This window comes from Ruminococcus sp. AM31-15AC (genome assembly GCF_003462045.1).
Lineage (GTDB): Bacteria > Bacillota > Clostridia > Oscillospirales > Ruminococcaceae > Hominimerdicola > Hominimerdicola aceti.
The window spans coordinates 52,837-71,018 of record NZ_QTYG01000004.1 but is presented as its reverse complement, the minus strand read 5'-3'; the positions used below and the strand labels follow the sequence as shown (position 1 = coordinate 71,018).

Genomic DNA, 18,182 nt, shown 5'->3' with positions numbered 1-18,182 from the left:
GGACGGTGAAAACAGCCGTCCTGTTTTGGATATAAGAATAATAGGAGTGTAGTGAAATGTCAACAGCATTTAAAAGCGCAGATATACTTCTGCCTAAGAACGCCGATATGTCAAAATGGGCAGTAGTTGCCTGCGACCAGTATACCTCTGAGCCTGAGTATTGGGCTGACGTGGAAAAGATAACAGAGGGTGCAAAAAGCGCACTTAACCTTATCCTGCCTGAGGTCTATCTGGAGGACGATAACGTTGATAAAAGAATAGCCGACATACATAAAAATATGGACAGCTATATCAGCGAGGGCGTTTTTGAAGAGTATAAGGACGCTATGATATACGTTGAAAGAACACAGTCTGACGGAAAGGTCAGAGCAGGCATCGTTGGCGCTATCGACCTTGAAGAGTATGACTACCGCAAAGGCTCGAAGTCTGCCGTAAGAGCAACAGAAGCCACAGTTGTGGAGAGAATACCGCCTAGAATAAAGGTAAGACGTGGCGCACCTGTTGAGCTGCCGCATATCATGATACTCGTTGACGATACAGAAAAAAGCGTTGTTGAGCCGCTTGAAGCCCACAAGGGAGAAATGAAAAAGCTCTATGACTTTGACCTTATGAAAAAGGGTGGTCATATCGCAGGCTATCTTATTGAAAAGCCTATGCAGGAAAAGATAATAGCCGCACTTGAAAAGCTTGGTGATATCGACGCTTTCAATACAAAGTATGGTCTTAAGGAAACTTCACCGCTCGTTTACGCTATGGGTGACGGCAACCATTCTCTCGCTACTGCAAAGGAATTTTACGAGGAGCAGAAGAGAGAGAACCCTGATAAGGACATGAGCAATGCTCTTTGCAGATATGCCCTTGTGGAGATAGTGAACCTTCATTCGCCTGCACTTGAATTTGAAGCTATCCATAGAATAGTTACAGACGTTGATACAAAGGCTCTTATGAGCGAAATGACAGCGGCTCTGGAGCTTTCTGAGGAAAAGTCAGAGCAGGCAATAGTTGTCTGCGACAATGGCGAGGAAAAGACTCTCTATATACATAAGCCAACTTCAAAGCTCACTGTTGGCTCATTGCAGAATTTCCTTGACAGCTATATCAAGGAAAAGGGCGGCAAGGTGGACTATATCCACGGCGCAGAGGTCATAAGAGAGCTTTCCACAAAGGAAAATTCCATATGCTTTATGCTCCCTGACATGGGCAAGGAAGAGCTTTTCCCTACAGTTATCGTTGACGGTGCACTGCCGAGAAAAACGTTCTCCATGGGTCATGCCGAGGATAAGAGATTTTATGTTGAGGCAAGGAAAATATTGAAATAGAAATATTAAAGAAATGTTGAAATAGAAAAATCGTAGACAATATATTTTAAAAGGAGTTTTTACGATGATAATTGAAGAAGTCAAAAAGGAACTTACAGGACATATCATTCCCTTCTGGAACAAGCTGAGAGATGATGAGAACGGTGGATTTTACGGCTTTATGAGCTATGACCTCAAACTGGATAAGCAGGCTGATAAGGGCGTTATCCTCCACGCAAGAATACTTTGGTTCTATTCAAAAGCGTATATCACTCTGGGCGATAAGACACTTCTTGACAACGCACGCCACGCTTACGAGTTTATCAAAAACCACTGTATCGACTATGAGTACGGCGGAGTTTATTGGATGATGAACTATAAGGCGAGCCTGCCGACACTATGAAGCATACATACAACATCGCATTTGCTATCTATGCACTGTCATGCTACTATAACGCAAGCGGTGACAAAGAGGCTCTTGAGCTTGCCTATAAGCTTTTCCACGATATCGAGAACAACACTCTCGACGAGTACGGCTACAGAGAAGCTTTTGACAGACAGTGGAACTTGGTATCAAATGACGCTCTTTCAGAGAACGGCTTGCAGGCTGATAAGACAATGAACGCTATCCTCCACCTTATCGAAGCTTATACCGAGCTTTATAAGGCAGACCACAACGAGGAAGTTGCTAAAAGGCTTAAATTCCAGCTTGGTCAGATGAGAGATATTGTTTATACTCCTGAAACAAACGCTCTGAAAGTTTTCTTTGACACAAAGTTTGACCTTGTTGGAGATATCCATTCATTTGGTCACGATATCGAAGCAACATGGCTCATGGATCTTGCCTGCGATACTCTTGGGGACGAGGAGCTTAAAAAGCAGTTTGCTGAAATGGATCTTAAGATCTCTCATAATATCCAGAACATCGCTTTGGATAACGGCGCACTGAACAACGAGCGTGAGAATGATAAGATAGACAAGAAGCGTGTATGGTGGGTAGAAGCAGAGTCTGTTGTTGGCTTCATCAACGCTTATCAGCACAGCGGAGAAAAGAAGTTCCTTGAAAGTGCAAGAAGTGTGTGGGAGTATATCAAGGCTGAGATGATCGACAAGAGAGAAGGCTCAGAGTGGTATTCCGAGGTTTCCTATGACCATAAACCGCACGATTGGAAAGAGATAGTAGGCCCATGGAAATGCCCTTATCATAACGGCAGAATGTGCATGGAGGTCATCAAGAGAGGCGTGGACTTCTGATGTTCAGGTATGAAACACACCTGCATACCGCCGAGGGAAGCGGCTGTGCCTCTGCAAGCGGAGCAGAGCAGGCAAGGCGTTATAAAGCCCTAGGCTATGACGGGATCATCGTCACCGATCACTTTTTCAACGGCAACTGTGCTGTCACCAACTTCGACAGTTGGGAGGACAGAGTGAACAAGTTCTGCAGGGGCTATGAGAATGCCAAAGAAGTGGGTGACAAGATAGGTCTGAAAGTCTTTTTCGGTCTGGAGTATTCCTACTTTGGCGCAGACCTTTTGACATATGGTATCGACAAGGACTTTCTTCTTGCCAATGATAACATCAGTGATATAAGCTTTTATCAGTTTGCCGACAGAGTGCATAAAGCAGGGGGCGTGCTAGTCCATGCCCACCCTTTCCGTGAAGCAGATTGGTATATCCATGAAATAAAGCTCCTGCCAAAGTGGATAGACGGAGTAGAGGTCTATAACAGCGGCAACAGCAAAGAGGTCTATAATCAGCGTGCGAAATGGTATGCCGAACAGTTCGGCTTTAAGCAAACAGGCGGTACGGATAACCACCACCTGTGGGTGGAGGACAGCCGTATCAGCGGTGTTGCAACTGACGAGCCTATCAATTCCATAGAAGATACATAGAATTTCTCCGTGACGGAAAGCTTACCCCGATAATTCCGGAAAAGCCGGCTGAAACATAAAACATAAATAAAAACTTCAATGACGTTTTTTCGCCATTGAAGTTTTTTTACTATGAAATTTTGCTTTCATTTACCGAAACATCGTCGGAATAAGATTCCGATTCAGCGGCAGAATCGTCGGGAACACGAATGTAAGTATCAACGGCGACGAATGTGTTTTCATCAACATAATTAAATGCTAAAGCGAAAGCATTTTCATGTTTTCCATAGTCAAATTCAATTAGTATCTGATCTCTTGCTTCGTGATAGGTTTTAATAGTATATGTTCTGGTTTCAGACCACATTTTTATCGTATCCTGCTTTGCGGTCTCGTCATAAAACGTAAACAGCTTATTGCAAAGATATTCCGAATCTCCGCTGTATTTCAGAGTGTTGTTTTCTCCTATTATAAAATAATCTTTGCTTGTATCTCCGTTTGGATAATATTTTCCCATATTCAGCGTTGGTTCCTGATAGGTATCGTCATGGGGACAGCTGTAGTTAAAGGTATTTATTCCGCTTTCATCATCTTCAGGTTCATCAGAAGAAACTATGTTCTTTAAGCCAAAATACCAAAAGCAAAATATAAAAGCGGCAGCAACGATTATCCATATTATTATGCCAACGTGTTTAGCTTTCATAGTTGTACCCCCATATAATTATCAAATTAAATACTCTGTGTTTAAATTATACAGTTTATGATTATAATTGTCAATGAACAAAATGAATAACAAAAAAATTAAATTTTGTATATATAGTCACATTTCAACAGAACTTTGTGCGTTTATCTAATTTTATTATTCCTATTGACAAATCCACATTAATGAGCTAAAATATAAATGTTATTATTTTATATGGTGAGAAAGGAAAACCAAAATATGAAAATCAAAAGACTACTTGCGGCAGTGCTTTCCCTTGCAATGGGCGTATCAATGATGACAGCCTGTGGCAGTTCGGACAGCTCCTCAAAGGCTGAAAACGATTCTTCAGCTACAGAAAATACTCAGAAGCATACCAATGACCCTATGACAGTGACCACTGCAAAAGACCTTGTGGCACAGATGAAAGTGGGCTGGAATCTTGGCAATACCATGGACGCCACAGGCTCAGGTCTTGACGCTGAAACCTCATGGGGAAATGTGGAAACCACAAAATTGATGATAGACCAGGTCAAGGACGCAGGCTTCAACGTGTTCAGACTTCCTGTTTCATGGGGTACTCACATGGACGAGAACTATACAGTTGACGAAGCATGGATGAACAGAGTTCAGGAAATAGTTGATTACGGTATCGACAACGGAATGTTCGTTATCCTCAACACCCACCACGAAGAGTGGTATATGCCTAAGAAAGACCGTGCCGATAAGGATATAGAGCAGCTCAAAGCCCTCTGGAAGCAGATATGTGACAGATTTCAGGGTTATGACGAGCACCTCATTTTCGAGGGCGTGAATGAACCTAGACTTAGAGGCGAGGGCAACGAGTGGATAGGCGACGCTGAGTCAAGAGAAGTTGTGAACCAGTATGCAAAGGCATTCGTTGAAACTGTCCGTGCTTCTGGCGGAAACAACCCTAACAGATGTATAATGGTAACGCCATATGCTGCTTCATCATCAAAACAAAACATGGAAGCTTTGGAAGTTCCACAGGGCGACGATAAGATAATAGTTTCTATCCATGCTTATCTACCATATTCATTTGCACTTGATACCGCAGGCACAGACCAGTATACAAGTATCGACTCTTCTATCACAACACTTTTCACCGATATCAATGAAGTGTTCCTCAGCAAGGGAATACCTGTAATAATCGGTGAGTTCGGCTCTGTAAACAAGGATAATACAGAAGCAAGAGTTCAGTGTGTGAAGGATTATCTCAGCACTGCAAAGCAGTATGGCGTACCATGCTGTTGGTGGGATAACGGCACAAGAATAGGAAACGGTGAGAACTTCGGACTTCTCAACAGATCCGAGGGTGGCTGGTATTTCCCTGAAATAGTTGACGCTATCATGGAAACAGTAAATAGCTAAAAAAATCAAGGACGGAAGCGATTCCGTCCTTTTTTTGTGAGCAAATTCTATTTTTTTCTGTAATGGCAAATGTCACTCGTTCCCGACAATCTGTTTATAAAACAAAAAAGGACGACCCCAAGTCGTCCTTTTTCATATCTATTCCCCTGAAAGGGTCTTTTTCATTGCAATGTGCGGACAGTATTCGTCCTTGTAAACATCACCATATGCCCTGTAGCCAAGCTTCTCGTAAAATTGCTGTACTCTCGTTTGCGCCGATAAGCCGACTTCCTTGTAGCCCACTTTTTCAGCCTGCTTTTCAAGGGCTTCCACTATCATTCTGCCAAGATCTCTGCCACGATATGCCTTTCTCACGCAGATACGTCCAATGTGCGCTTCACCATTTTCGTCAAACAGCCTGCCTGTTGCAATGGGATATCCTCCTGTGTAGATAACAGCATGATAAGCCTCAGGGTCGATATCGTCAAATTCGTTCACAAAGCCCTGCTCCTCAACGAATACCTGCTGTCGTATGAGTCTGGCGTCTGCGTTGTTTGCAAGCCCTTTTGCGATCTTTATGATGTAGCCGTCCATTCTGTCAGCCCCCAAGACGTATCATTTCGTCGATACATTTTCTTGCAGAGGTTATCTCCTCGTCAGTCATCTTTATCTCAAAACCGCCGCCGTTGCCGATGCCCTCGCAAGTCTTGTAAACGTCCATAAGAGTGGTGAGTTTCATGTTAGGACAAAGTATCTTCTTTGAGAGTACGTAAAATTCCTTCTCAGGGAATCTGTACTGCAAATGCTCCGCAATGGAAATCTCAGTGCCTATAATGAACTCCTTTGCGTCAGACTCAGCCGCAAAATTCATTATGCCGGAAGTCGAACCAACATAATCAGCCATTTCGCTTACAGCAGGGATACACTCAGGGTGACAAAGCACCAGTGCATCAGGGTGAGCCGTCTTAGCCGCTATCATGTCAGCCTTTGTTACCGACGCATGAACAGGACATCCGCCCTGCAAAAGCATTATATCCTTTTCAGGACAGGCTTTTTTTACGAATGCACCAAGATTGCAGTCAGGAATGAACAGTATCTTGTCAGCGTCCATGTTCTTTACTATCTTCACCGCAGACGAGGAAGTAACGCAAACGTCGCAAACCCTCTTGAGTGCGGCTGTGGTGTTTATGTAGCATACTACCTTTCTGTCAGGCTCCTGCGCCTTTATCATTTCTATCATCTCAGGTTCCATTTGCTCTGCCATTGGACAGCCTGCCGATGGATTTGCAAGATATACGTTCTTGTCAGGGTTGAGCATTTTTGCCGCCTCAGCCATAAAATGCACTCCGCACATAAGTATGTTTTTGTTTGAGACCTTCTGCGCCTCAACGCTTAGCTTGTATGAATCACCCGTAATATCTGCTACCTCCACTATCTCCTTAGCCTGATAGCTGTGCGCAAGTATACAAATATCGTTTTCTTTCTTTAACTGAAGAATTTTTTCCTGTACGTCCTTAATCATATCCAGATCATGCCTTTCGACCTTTGAAAAGCATATCCTCCTTTCGGTGTTTCGGCATTTGCCGAAAGATTTATACCATATTATTATAGTATGATATAGGCATTTTGTCAAGGGCATTTGTACCAGAACAAGCCATGCACTTGACAAATTCATCAACAGGGTGTATAATCAACAGTGTTGACAATCAACCGCCTTGACATTTGGAGGAATAACAATGAACGATAAAACAGCCCAGCGTTTTGGAGAAGTTTTCAGACGATTTTTTGAAACAGGATATATGGACGACCTTGCAGAGCTTTTTCAGGGCGAAAGCAAAGTGATAGTCTATCTTAGCACAGCCGAGGGCATAGTCTACCCCTCGGACATAAGCCGTGACCTTATGATATCACGTCAGCGTGTGACCTCTGTTCTCAGCACAATGGAGAAAAAAGGCTTTGTTAGCCTTGTGCGTGACCCTGAGGATAAACGCCGTGTGCAGGTGAAACTCCTCCCAAAAGGTGAAAAGTCCATTGAAGAAAAGCAGCAGCGTCTTGAAAAATATTTCAGCGTGTTCGTTGACGCACTGGGTGAGGAAAATCTCAAAAACCTCCTTGACAGCTCCGAAAAAGCTGTTGCGGCACTTGAACATACAATGAAAGGCAGCTCTCAGACAGTCTGAGATGCGGAAAGGAAACTGCTATGAACATTTATAACGAATTTAGAAAAACGGCAATAAACCGCTATAGCAAGACCGCTCTCGTGATGATGAATGACGAGGGTGAAACAAAGGAATATACATTCGGACAGACTTTACAACAGGCAGATGTTTTTTGCAGTCGCCTGAAAGCCATGGGCGTTGTGGCAGGGGATAGGGTCTGTATCGCCTCTGAGGGCAGACCTGAGTGGAATATCGCATTTCTCGCCTGTGCAAAGCTAAACGCCACAGCCGTCCTTTTGGATTATTCGCTTCCTGCGGCAGAGCTTGTCGCACTGGTGAAAAAGTCACAGCCTGTGTGCGTTGTCGCTTCTCAAAAGGCGGCAAAGAAGCTTACAAGCGTGAAAAATATACCTGTTCTCGATATCCAAAACCAGCTTGACAGACTTGACGGTTCAGGGGAAAATATACTCCGCCAAGGTGAAGTAGGCGATCCTGATATCGCAGTGATAATCTTTTCAAGCGGTACGACAAGGACAGCCTCAGGCATCATGCACACCCACGATTCTCAGATAAATTCCTGCAAAATGGTCTGCCGGTGCAACGGCATAACCGATAACGAACGCTATCTCGGGATCCTGCCAAACAGCCATATCTACGGACTTTTTGCACAGGTCTTAGCCCCTCTCCTCACAGGTGGAACAGTGTGCTTTATTGAGTCTCTCTCCGCAAAGGGCCTTTCCGCAGGCTTTCAAAACTTCAAGCCGACAGTTTTCCCGGGCGTGCCAAAGGTCTATGAGCTTTTGAAAACCCAGATAATGCAGCAGATCAACGCAAGCAAAGTATCTTCAGCACTTTTCAGGAAAATGTTTCCTGTTGCGCTTCATCAGCGTAAGATCTACGGCATAAACAGCGGCAAAAAGATCTTTGCAAAGATACATAAAGCCTTGGGCGGCGAACTTAGATTTCTCTGCTCCGCAGGCTCGCCAATGTCAAAGGATACATTTGATTTCTTCTACGGCACAGGCTTTAATATTGTGAACAACTACGGTGCGACCGAAACGAGCATACCAACTATCGGCACATATGGCAAGCACGTCTATGCCGACACCTGCGGCAAGCCGTACCCCGATATCAAAGTGAAGATAGACCGCAGCGGTGAGCTTCTCATAAAGTCACCTTATATGATGATAGGCTACTATGGCGACAAAAAGTCCACAGATGAAGCTTTCAATCCTGACGGCTGGTTCAAGTCAGGCGACCTTGCAAAGTTCGATAAGCATAAAAATATCGTCATTCTCGGCAGATGTAAAGAAAATATTGTCCTATCCACAGGCAAAAAAGCCGCCCCTGACGATATCGAACAGGTCTATAGGGGCATCGAGAGCGTTGACGAGCTTGTGGTCTGCGGAGTGCCTGCGAAAGAGGGAAGCTATGACGAGGTGCACGCCTTTGTGGTCTGTGCTGAGGATAAGCGTGAGCAAACGGAAGAAAAGCTAAAAGAGATAAGCTCATCCGCAGGGCAGGCAATGAAACTCAGCGGCATACATTTTGTGGATTCTATACCAAGAACAGCTATCGGCAAGCCAAAGCGTTATCTGCTGAAGAAAATGGTCATGGAGGATGACCTTGACAGCCTTACAAAGCAGGCAGAAAAGAGTATCGACCCGTCGGATATCCCGTCAATGGTGAGAAACGCCGTGGCAAAAATAGCACACGTTCAGCCGAATGAAGTCAAGCTCAGTACAAAATTTTTGCAGGAGTTCACCATAGACTCCCTCTCAGCTATCGAGCTTGCATTGGAGATAGAGGAGTTCAGTGGTGTGCGTGTTGACGGCTGTATGGATAAGAACATGACAGTGGGCAAGCTTATCTCCCTCGTTCAAAACCCAAACCGTATAAAGCCGCAAACAGTGAAATCAATGCTCTATCCACTGGATAAGAAAAAGATAGACTATCGTATTTACCGCTTTTACAGAAATCTTGTGACAGCCTTCTATGAGGTCAAGGTCGCAAACGAGGAAAATCTACCTGATAAGGACGGTTATATAATCTGTGCAAATCACGTTTCAAACTTCGATTTTATCTTCCTCACCCTGAATTTCAGATACGAGCGTTTTGCAAAATTCTGCTGTATGGCGAAAAAAGAGCTTTTCAACGGCAGTTTAGCCAGCCGACTTATAGTAAGAATAGGCGGTATGGTGCCTGTTGACAGAGGCGGAAGAGTAGACGAAACAATGGCGGCTCTGCGTAAAAAGCTTGGTCAGAAATGGGGTGTGCTGGTTCACCCGGAGGGTACAAGAAGCAAAACCGGTGAAATGGGCAAGTTCAAAAGCGGTGCAGCCGTCCTTGCTATCGAAGCCAATGTACCTATAGTACCAGCCTACATCAAAGGCGGACACGAGATATTCCCGCCAGACAGAAAGCTCCCAAGGCTTTTCAACTGGAAGCGTCTTAGCAAATATAAAGTAAAAGTCGTTTACGGTGAGCCTATTTATCCAAACGGGGAAAGCCTGAGGAACTTATGGCGAAAGTCCGTGAAGCGGTTTTGGCTTTGAAGAACGAAGAAAACTGAGCGGAACGCTCTAATGAGGAATGAGGAGTGAGGAATGACAAATGAGGAATTAGGAATGAGGAATGAGGAATTAGCATAGCTGTGGTTTGAGATACTCCAAGAGGTAAGTTAATAAGAACGTTGGTGAGTTAATTGTGCGAACGCAGTTCGCAATAAAAAAATCATCGCCGCAGGCGATACCTTCATTCCTCACTCCTCACTCCTCACTCCTCACTCCTCACTTCTCACTCCTCATTCCTAATTCCTCATTCAACCTCATTCCTCACTCTTTCCGTTTGACAAGTCGCAAAATATGTAGTATAATGTATTAATACGCTGATACGGTGACGTGTTATCGTAATATTTTGTTAAGGAATGAATATTTATGACTTTTGAGGAAGTAAAAAAGGTCACGGAGATCCTGCTGGAGTTCCTGCCTAATACACTGAAGCTTTTTGCATGGACCATCGTGCTTTCAATACCTGTGGGAGTGCTTGTGACAATGCTGAAAAAATGCCGCTTCAAGCCTATCTCGTGGCTGACAAATCTATATATACTTGTCATGCGTGGCACACCGCTCATGCTTCAGATAATCGCTATCTACTATGCAGTGCCGCTTATTATCGCAAGTGCTGCAAAGCAGGGCAAAACAGGCGGTGTATATGACGTGCTTACCAATATAAAAAACAACGAGAACTATATGTTTATCGCCCTTGTTACGGCATTTGTCCTTAACTATGCAGCGTATTTTGCAGAGATATTCAGAGGCGGTATCGAGGCTATCCCAAAGGGACAGTACGAAGCGGCTTCAATGCTCGGCATGACAAAAATGCAGACCTTTTTTAGAATAATCCTGCCCCAGGTCACAAAGCGTGTTATCCCTGCCACATCGAATGAGGTCATCGTCCTTGTAAAGGATACCTCTCTCGCAAACGTTATCGCATTCGCTGAGATAACAATGAAGGCAAAACAGCAGATGAACCTGTATAGCTCAATAACACCGCTTTTTATCGCAGGCGCATTCTATTTTGTACTCAACGCTATCGTGACGGTGGCATTTGCCGTTATCGAAAAGAAATTCGACTATTATAAATAAGGAGAACTCATATGGCTATTCTTGAAGTGAAAAATATTTCCAAAAGTTTTGACAGCCTTAAGGTACTCAAAGATATTTCTTTTAACGTTGAGGTGGGCGAGGTAGTCGCAATAATAGGTCCGTCAGGAAGCGGAAAATCAACGCTTCTGCGCTGTATAAACCAGCTTGAAAAAGCAGACGGCGGAGAGATAAACGTTGATGGCGTGAATATGTTCCACACGGAAAACGGCAAGGCGGTGTATGCACCCTCTAAGACCCTCAGGGATATCCGCCTGAAAATAGGTCTTGTGTTCCAGAATTTTAATCTGTTTCCGCACTTTTCGGTGGAGCAGAATATAATCGAGGCTCCTGTTCACGTTCTCAAACAGTCAAAGGCGGAGGCTAGAGCCAACTGCGAAGAGCTTCTGAAAAAAATGGGCCTTGAAACTAAAGGCAAGTCCTATCCCTGTGAGCTTTCAGGCGGTCAGCAGCAGCGTGTTTCTATCGCAAGAGCATTGGCTTTGAAGCCGCAGATACTTTTCTTTGACGAGCCGACCTCCGCACTTGACCCTGAACTTACAGGAGAGATATTAAAGGTAATAAAAGAGCTTGCAAAAGAGAAAATGACCATGGTCATCGTCACCCATGAAATGGCATTCGCCCGTGATGTGGCAAACCATGTTATTTTTATGGACGATGGTTATATCGTGGAGGAGGGTACTCCGGAGGAAGTTTTCGGTCAGACCCAGAACGAAAGAACAAAGCAGTTCTTGCAGAGATTCAATGACAGATAGGACTGACAATTGTTGTAAAAAGCAAAAAATGATAACGTTTTCTGTGATTAATGCACAAAAGAAGTGTGACAATATTGTTAGAAATTTCAACACTTTTTGGAATAAAAAACGTGAAAACCCCTTGATTTTAGGGAGAAAGTCTGCTATAATAAGACTAGAATTGAATGACAATTCATAAAACTATATTCATATGGAGGAGATTAACGATGAAAATTTCTAAGATTCTCGCTGGTATGTCAGCAGCAGCTATCGTAGCTTCTATGGCAATGATCCCAGCATCAGCAGCAGGCACAAAGCTCAACGTAAGCGATGACCTTCTTGCAATCGGCAGACAGTCACAGGATGACCTTTTTGCAATTTTCTTCAGAGGCGATGAGTCTGAGGGCAACGTAGTTAAGGACGGTATCACTGATATCACAGCTGTTTACGGTGCATCTTTCACTATCAAGGTTGACAACAACGACTGGAACACGATCGGCGGCGGCGGATCCATCAACTTCAACGACACAAAGAACGGCTGGAACGCTAAGGATTGGGCTGGCGGCTCTTGGGTTGAAGATGATAAGCCAAAGGACACACTCTGCTACACAACAGACGAGGAAGGTACATACGTTCTTGAATACAAGGGCGATACACCTCTCTTTGACGCAGTTGACGATGAGGAAAAGGGTTATGCAGCAGTTGGTATCAACAACTGGGCAGCTGACCTCAAGGGCATCGACGTTGTAGGCGTTAAGGTTCTTGGCGCTGACGGCAATGCTATCTACGAGGCTGGTTCTAACAAGGACAAGAAGGAAGTTCAGAAGAAGCCAGTAGCTGAGGAGTCAAGCTCTAAAACTGATTCAACAGCTTCAGGCACAGATTCTAAGACTGACTCCAAGAAGGACGATTCTAAGACATCTTCTGCAGCAGCTACTTCAACAGCAGCTACATCTTCAAAGGCTGGCACAACAAGCACAGCAGCTACTTCTTCAGCAGCAGCTTCTGACAACGTAGCAGCTACAGGCGCAACAGCTGGTCTTGCACTCGCTGGCGTAGCACTTGCTGGTGCAGCTATCGTTATCTCTAAGAGAAAGTAATCTCTCACAGATAACACACTTGAATAAGTGAATTTATACAGAGCTTTCTGTCATTCGGGAAGCTCTGTTTTTTTATTCGTTTGTGTAACCTGCACTAATTTGTAAACGATTTCTGTGCAAAACATATGAAATCATGCGCTTAAATTGTGCAAATAGTATATTGAAAATATGTGACGATTGTGTTATAATACAAAAGTAAATATAGGTCAGGCTATGTGTATAGCATGACAATTAAACGGAGGTTATTAAAATGAAAAAGTTTTTAGCTTGCGCTCTTGCACTTACACTTACAAGTGCTATGTTCGCTTCTTGCGGCAGCTCTGATGATTCTTCTTCATCAAAGGCTGAGGCAAAAACTACTACAACAACTACAGCTGCTACAACAACAGAGGCTACTACAACAACAGCTGCTCCTGAGTCAACAGCTGATTCAACAGCCGCTTCCGGCACAGAGTCTGAGGGTGAGGCTGCAAAGGATATTTCCGAAATGCCAGCTACTCTGAAGAACTATGAAGAGGCTTCTGTATATTTCAAGAAGGATATGGACGTTGCTTCTATCGTTGAACCTTTCGCTGAGAAGGATTACGAGAACGATGAGTCTCATGTAAATCTCTCTATTGAGGAACTTGCAGGTGTTCCAATGCTCAAGGTCGAGGTTCTCGATCAGGATAATGGCAACTACAAGATCCCTAAGATCAAGTTCCACATGGAGAAGTTCTTCGAGGGTCAGGAAGCTGATCTTGAGAAGATCTTCACAGTTAAGGCTGACGTAGTTACAAAGGCAGTTGGCGAGTTCACTGGTGACGATGGAGTTTCTTCACTTGTTCCTGGTAACTTCATGGGCGCATTCGTTACACAGCCTACAACAGGTGAGGGCGAAAACAGCTGGAATGACCTCTATGACTTCGGCGAGGCTGAGTGGACATCTGAGTGGGGTTCCTATGAGCTTACAATGAGACCTGGTATCAAGGACGGTGCTACATTTGTAAACTCAACTGAACCACAGTATGTTTCACTTATGAGATGGGGCATTCCAAACCAGGCTGATTTCTACATTGCTGACCTCAGATTTGAGGACGAGGACGGTAACGTTATCGCTTGTGCAAACTTTGGTAAATAATTCATTTCCATACATAAGAAAGGTGCAGATTTTCTCTGCACCTTTTTTTATGTGAATTTTACGCTTACCTCCCCTGATATCTCCAAGCTTTTTACCTTTCCGCCTTTGATTTTAGCCGAAAAATCCTGCCCTTTTATCTGACCCGTGGCGGTGATATCTCCCTTGTCATTTTTGAGATACGTCACACCTTTCTGCGAAATAAGCTTGTCAAGCACAGCGGCAGTCATTGTGACAGCGGAGCTTTCGGGTATGTTTCCTCGGTCAGTTTCGTAGGTCAAACCCTTGTATTCAAGTCGTGCGCTTTCTCCTGAGCAGGTTATCACCATGCCGCTTACAGTTTCCGGTGCGGTTATCTCGCATTCCCACATATCTGCGCCCTCACGGGTGAAGCTTGCGACGTATTCCGTGCCGTCAATGGTGAACTCAGCCGGGGTCTTGTAATCCTCTGCCAGCTTTACGGGTTTGACTTCGCTGCTTTCACCACATGAGCATAAGCCCATTACCGCCAAAATCGTGATAAAAAATGCCTTTGTTCTTTTCATTTTGCCCTCCATTAAAAAAGACCCTCTTCATAAGAAGAAGGTCTTTGTTTTTAGTACAGCCTAGTCGGCGTTTTCAAGGTTATACAAAAATCGTGGCAAAGCGTCAATAACATCTCTTGCAATGATTCCACGTTCAGATCTTTTGTATCCTGCAAGCAGAGCCGTCGAGCCAAGTGTGAACGACCCAAGTGCCGCCGCATCGAGAGCGTTGCACCCCTGAGCTACATAGGAGGATACAATGCCTGCAAGCATATCCCCTGAGCCACCCTTTGCAAGAGCAGTTGTGCCTTCGGTGCAAAGATAAACTTTTCCACCGCCCACCGCAAAGGTGTCAGCTGACTTCGCAAGCACTGTCACACCATATTTTTCTGACAGCCTATATGCAGATCCAAGTCTGTCCGACATGACCTCGCCCACCGTCACGCCACAAAGCCTTGCAAGCTCCGCAGGGTGAGGGGTGAGGATAACTGTACTTTTCTTCTTCAACAGTACATCTATATTCGGACAAAGTGAATTTATTCCGTCAGCGTCCAAAACTATGGGTATCTCCGCATTTTGGGTAAGCTCCGCCACAAGCTTCTCTGTCTGAGCCGTGTGACCAAGCCCACAGCCTATCAGCAAACAGCTTGCTTTTTCGCACTTTTTCAGTATCGCCTCCGCATTTTCAGCCACCATAAAGCCGTCCTTGTCGGTTTTCATTGCCGAGTATGTACATTCATACATACCAGCCGACAGGGAGTTGACTACGCTTTTTGCAGTGCAAAGCTCAAAAAGCCCCACGCCTGTTCGCATTGCCGCCATTGCTGAAAGCCCTGCCGCACCTATATAGCTCTCCGAACCTGCCACGCTCACCACCTTGCCGAACGTGCCCTTGTGTCCGTCAGCAGGTCTAAAAGGCAGTGCCGCCCTTGCTTTTACCACGTCAAAAGGCGTTATAACAGGGTATAGGGTATTCTCGCAACGCTCGTCAATGCCGATATCTTTTACCAGAATTTCACCGCAAAAGTCCACCGCAGGCTGTAAATAAAGACCCAGCTTGCCACGATGAAAGGTCACTGTCACGTCAGCCTTGAACGACAGCTTGTCAGCCTGACCATTCCGTGCATTGACTCCCGACGGCAGGTCGCATGCTATCTTCATGCCTTCACATTTTTCACAAGCTCTGAATACTGGCAGGATATTTTCACGCAAACTGCCATGAAAACCCGTTCCGAAAATGCAGTCCACAAGCACATCTGCACCCTCGATAAAATCCAGCGCATTTTCAGCTTTCAGCACCTCTACGCTCTTATCAAGCCTAGCATACGCTGCCGAGGAGAGGTCAGTGTCAGGCTCGCCACAGCATAGGACTACCGCAGGCTTGAGGCCTTGTTCCGCAAGTAAATTTGCCGCCACAAGTCCGTCACCGCCATTGTTTCCCTTGCCAATAAGAAGCACTATCTTTGAGGACGCAGTTGAGTTGCTCGCAATGACCTCCGCAAGCTGTGCCGCCGCATTGTCCATGAGCTGAGCAAGGCTCACGCCATATTTTTCAGCCTCATGCTCGCAAAATGTCATTTGCTCCACTGTCAATATCCTATCCATTTTTATCCTCCTTTTCATAAGCTATCACCACTGCCGAAGCGATATCCTTGATGTGGGAAAGTGACACCGCAAAGGTCAGCCCCCTATTTTCAGCCGCCAAAAGCGCGTTTCCTGTAAGCTCCAGATAAGGACAGCCAAGCTCGTCACGCAAGCATGACACCTCGTTCAAGGCGAAGCCTCCACCCCCGTGCCTAAAGCCTTTGCGAAGCTTTCCTTAGCCGCCCAATTCGCCGCCATGGATTCGTATGGGTTTTTCTTCTGTGAAAAAAGGGTCAGCTCCTTTTCGGAGTAAACCCTTTCACAGAAACGTCGGCTCTGACAGCTTTTTTTTATGCGTTCGATCTCAATAAGATCAGTTCCGACAAATATTTTCATTTTTATTTCCTCAGTGTTCTCGGAAGCGCAGGCTTCATAAGCTCCAGCATATCATCATCAGGTGTGAAGATAACAGTTGTAAGCCCGAGATTTTTGTGGTTGAATGTTATGTAGTAGTCTGTAAGGCTATCGTCACAAGCGCAGGCAAGGACCTGTGTTGCGCCCTCTGGCACAGAGAAATTCTCGTCAGCAATACCGAAATCTGTCGCACTGCCGCAACGGAATGTGATAAGGCGCTTTCTTGAACGCTGAGCCGTTATCTTGTCAACGTCTATTTCTCCGTTTGTGAAAATGTATTCATACTCCACATCGAGTTTTGTTGTAAGATAATAACCGCCATAAAGTGCGGCAGCGGCAAGAAAAATGCCTATTACAGAAAACTGCGTGCCGAATGGGAAAATGAAGCACAGTGCGGCAAGTGCCACGCTTGCTATCATGATAAAAATTTTCTGTATCTTATCGTTCTTTGTGGGAATCTTGCGAACTATCTGTTCCTTGAAGCTGTCCATTATTTGTCCTCCGTTTATTCAGTGCCGCTGAGAAGCTCTTTCATTACCCAGCCGCTTTTATTGTTATATTTTACATATACCCATATGTTTCCGTCACCATCTGTTCTCTCACCATAGCCGTTTATGGTCTTGCCGTCAGGTATCTTTTCTATTACGTCATATTTCTTTGACGGGCCGTATCTGAGATTAAGATAAGAGGTGTCTGACTTTACAAGAAATGGGATAGAATCAGGGTATTTCACATCATCACCCAAAGGGAAAAGTGCGTCCTTTTTGAACTTTGTGGTGGTGGTCTTTTTAGTCGCCTTTGTTTCGGCAGATGTTGTGGTTGTTGTGGTGGTCGTCCTCTTTGTTGCCGTTGCGATTATGTCAGGGTCGTAGCCCTCGTCAATGCTCACGTCAGGGTTTTCAAGTGTGCCTGCCGTCACAGAAGTGGTGGTGGTGTAGCCTCGTAATCCTCATCGTCCTCATCATAATCGTCACCCATTGTGGCGGTCTTTGTGGTCTCTATAACTCTCTGGGCGGCAGTACCCGTGGTGGTCTCCGTTTCGGAGGAGCTTTCTGGAAGCATTGCCCCACATGACGCAAGCCCGAAAACCGTAGAACAAGCCAGCACAGCCGCAAGCAGTTTTGATCTCATTTATTTATATCCTCTTTTCAGAATTTACACAATTTTATTTTAAGCCAAGAAGTCTTTCTGCGTTGCCGCCGAGAATTTTATCTTTGTTATCCTCGGAAATGTCCAAGCGCAGTATCTTTTCTTTTATAAGGTAGGAACTGTCCCAAGGGCAGTCGCTTGCAAAAAGTATCCTGTCAGCCCCATGCTTTTCAACGATAGCCTGCATAAGATCGTCAGGACACATACTTGTGAAAGCGGTGTCAAAATAAACTTCACCGTCAACTCCTGCCAAAACGTCACGCACCTGCTCCCACATCATGTTTGCACCAAGATGTGCAAGAATGACCTTGAGCTTAGGGTGCTTTTTTATCATGTTCAGCGCCCTCTCAGGTGTGGAGTGGATAAGGTCAGGGGAAACACAGTCATAGCCCGAATGGAATATAACAGGCAGATCAGCTTTCTCAATGGCGTCATATATCTTGTCCATGCGCTCATCATCTATCATAAAGCCTGATAATCAGGGTGAAGCTTTATGCCG

At 44.9% G+C, this 18,182-nt stretch carries 22 protein-coding genes; 11 read left to right on the top strand and 11 right to left on the bottom strand.

Features of this window, described 5'->3' with window-relative positions:
- The first annotated feature begins 56 nt into the window (after positions 1-56).
- The 4 genes from DW793_RS02160 to DW793_RS02150 all read left to right on the top strand — a co-directional run bounded on the left by DW793_RS02160 (position 57) and on the right by DW793_RS02150 (position 3,190).
- Positions 57-1,319: a DUF1015 domain-containing protein gene (locus tag DW793_RS02160; protein ID WP_118156931.1), complete on the top strand. Its 1,263-nt coding sequence runs from the start codon at positions 57-59 to the stop codon at positions 1,317-1,319.
- A gap of 64 nt (positions 1,320-1,383) precedes the next feature.
- Positions 1,384-1,701 carry an AGE family epimerase/isomerase gene (locus DW793_RS15790; protein ID WP_390624602.1) on the top strand — a complete coding sequence of 106 codons (318 nt, stop codon included), beginning with the start codon at positions 1,384-1,386 and terminating at the stop codon, positions 1,699-1,701.
- Complete coding sequence (locus DW793_RS02155; RefSeq protein WP_390624601.1) at positions 1,698-2,552, top strand: AGE family epimerase/isomerase; 855 nt, start codon at positions 1,698-1,700, stop codon at positions 2,550-2,552. The genes DW793_RS15790 and DW793_RS02155 overlap by 4 nt, the downstream gene beginning before the upstream one ends.
- Positions 2,552-3,190, top strand: a complete 639-nt coding sequence (locus tag DW793_RS02150; protein WP_118156930.1) for a PHP domain-containing protein — start codon at positions 2,552-2,554, stop codon at positions 3,188-3,190. The genes DW793_RS02155 and DW793_RS02150 overlap by 1 nt, the downstream gene beginning before the upstream one ends.
- A gap of 109 nt (positions 3,191-3,299) precedes the next feature.
- On the opposite strand, the gene DW793_RS02145 is transcribed toward DW793_RS02150, so the two are convergent.
- Positions 3,300-3,869: a hypothetical protein gene (locus tag DW793_RS02145; protein WP_118156929.1), complete on the bottom strand. Its 570-nt coding sequence runs from the start codon at positions 3,867-3,869 to the stop codon at positions 3,300-3,302.
- Positions 3,870-4,106: 237 nt separating this feature from the next.
- On the opposite strand from DW793_RS02145, the gene DW793_RS02140 reads away from it, so the two are divergent.
- Positions 4,107-5,258 (top strand): glycoside hydrolase family 5 protein, encoded by a 1,152-nt coding sequence (locus DW793_RS02140; RefSeq protein WP_118156928.1) that lies wholly within the window; start codon positions 4,107-4,109, stop codon positions 5,256-5,258.
- Positions 5,259-5,396: 138 nt separating this feature from the next.
- Here the strand turns inward: DW793_RS02140 and DW793_RS02135 are convergent, their stop codons facing one another.
- Both DW793_RS02135 and nadA read right to left on the bottom strand, forming a co-directional pair.
- Positions 5,397-5,831, bottom strand: a complete 435-nt coding sequence (locus DW793_RS02135) for a GNAT family N-acetyltransferase (protein ID WP_118156927.1) — start codon at positions 5,829-5,831, stop codon at positions 5,397-5,399.
- A gap of 4 nt (positions 5,832-5,835) precedes the next feature.
- Entirely contained in the window at positions 5,836-6,759 is a 924-nt protein-coding gene (gene nadA, locus DW793_RS02130; RefSeq protein ID WP_041337370.1) for a quinolinate synthase NadA, read from the bottom strand.
- Between the two features lie 214 nt (positions 6,760-6,973).
- On the opposite strand from nadA, the gene DW793_RS02125 reads away from it, so the two are divergent.
- The 6 genes from DW793_RS02125 to DW793_RS02100 all read left to right on the top strand — a co-directional run bounded on the left by DW793_RS02125 (position 6,974) and on the right by DW793_RS02100 (position 14,015).
- Complete coding sequence (locus DW793_RS02125; RefSeq protein WP_118053046.1) at positions 6,974-7,417, top strand: MarR family winged helix-turn-helix transcriptional regulator; 444 nt, start codon at positions 6,974-6,976, stop codon at positions 7,415-7,417.
- Between the two features lie 20 nt (positions 7,418-7,437).
- Positions 7,438-9,951 carry an AMP-binding protein gene (locus tag DW793_RS02120; protein WP_118156926.1) on the top strand — a complete coding sequence of 838 codons (2,514 nt, stop codon included), beginning with the start codon at positions 7,438-7,440 and terminating at the stop codon, positions 9,949-9,951.
- A gap of 381 nt (positions 9,952-10,332) precedes the next feature.
- Positions 10,333-11,043, top strand: a complete 711-nt coding sequence (locus DW793_RS02115) for an amino acid ABC transporter permease (protein WP_041337372.1) — start codon at positions 10,333-10,335, stop codon at positions 11,041-11,043.
- 11 nt (positions 11,044-11,054) lie between these two features.
- Positions 11,055-11,816, top strand: coding sequence for an amino acid ABC transporter ATP-binding protein (locus DW793_RS02110; RefSeq protein ID WP_118156925.1), 762 nt, complete (start codon positions 11,055-11,057; stop codon positions 11,814-11,816).
- Positions 11,817-12,022: 206 nt separating this feature from the next.
- Positions 12,023-12,895: an NPXTG-anchored protein gene (locus DW793_RS02105; protein ID WP_118053054.1), complete on the top strand. Its 873-nt coding sequence runs from the start codon at positions 12,023-12,025 to the stop codon at positions 12,893-12,895.
- A 250-nt stretch (positions 12,896-13,145) separates the two neighbouring features.
- Complete coding sequence (locus tag DW793_RS02100) at positions 13,146-14,015, top strand: hypothetical protein (protein WP_118156924.1); 870 nt, start codon at positions 13,146-13,148, stop codon at positions 14,013-14,015.
- 47 nt (positions 14,016-14,062) lie between these two features.
- Here DW793_RS02100 and DW793_RS02095 read toward each other — a convergent pair whose 3' ends face one another.
- Genes DW793_RS02095 through DW793_RS15015 form a run of 8 tightly spaced genes read right to left on the bottom strand, consistent with a single transcriptional unit; the run spans position 14,063 to position 18,131 of the window.
- Positions 14,063-14,557 (bottom strand): hypothetical protein, encoded by a 495-nt coding sequence (locus tag DW793_RS02095; RefSeq protein WP_147342146.1) that lies wholly within the window; start codon positions 14,555-14,557, stop codon positions 14,063-14,065.
- 60 nt (positions 14,558-14,617) lie between these two features.
- The gene (locus tag DW793_RS02090; protein WP_252969620.1) at positions 14,618-16,141 is read right to left on the bottom strand and encodes an NAD(P)H-hydrate dehydratase; all 1,524 of its coding nucleotides are present in this window, start codon (positions 16,139-16,141) and stop codon (positions 14,618-14,620) included.
- Positions 16,134-16,310 (bottom strand): hypothetical protein, encoded by a 177-nt coding sequence (locus DW793_RS15025; RefSeq protein WP_252969619.1) that lies wholly within the window; start codon positions 16,308-16,310, stop codon positions 16,134-16,136. The genes DW793_RS02090 and DW793_RS15025 overlap by 8 nt, the downstream gene beginning before the upstream one ends.
- Complete coding sequence (locus DW793_RS15020; RefSeq protein WP_252967829.1) at positions 16,307-16,516, bottom strand: holo-ACP synthase; 210 nt, start codon at positions 16,514-16,516, stop codon at positions 16,307-16,309. The genes DW793_RS15025 and DW793_RS15020 overlap by 4 nt, the downstream gene beginning before the upstream one ends.
- A 2-nt stretch (positions 16,517-16,518) precedes the next feature.
- The gene (locus DW793_RS02080) at positions 16,519-17,025 is read right to left on the bottom strand and encodes a DUF6106 family protein (protein WP_117857854.1); all 507 of its coding nucleotides are present in this window, start codon (positions 17,023-17,025) and stop codon (positions 16,519-16,521) included.
- 14 nt (positions 17,026-17,039) lie between these two features.
- Complete coding sequence (locus tag DW793_RS02075; protein ID WP_118156922.1) at positions 17,040-17,453, bottom strand: SH3 domain-containing protein; 414 nt, start codon at positions 17,451-17,453, stop codon at positions 17,040-17,042.
- Positions 17,450-17,665 (bottom strand): hypothetical protein, encoded by a 216-nt coding sequence (locus DW793_RS02070; protein WP_118156921.1) that lies wholly within the window; start codon positions 17,663-17,665, stop codon positions 17,450-17,452. Before DW793_RS02070 ends, DW793_RS02075 begins: the two co-directional genes overlap by 4 nt.
- A 34-nt stretch (positions 17,666-17,699) precedes the next feature.
- Complete coding sequence (locus tag DW793_RS15015) at positions 17,700-18,131, bottom strand: amidohydrolase family protein (protein WP_252969618.1); 432 nt, start codon at positions 18,129-18,131, stop codon at positions 17,700-17,702.
- Between the last annotated feature and the right edge of the window lie 51 nt (positions 18,132-18,182).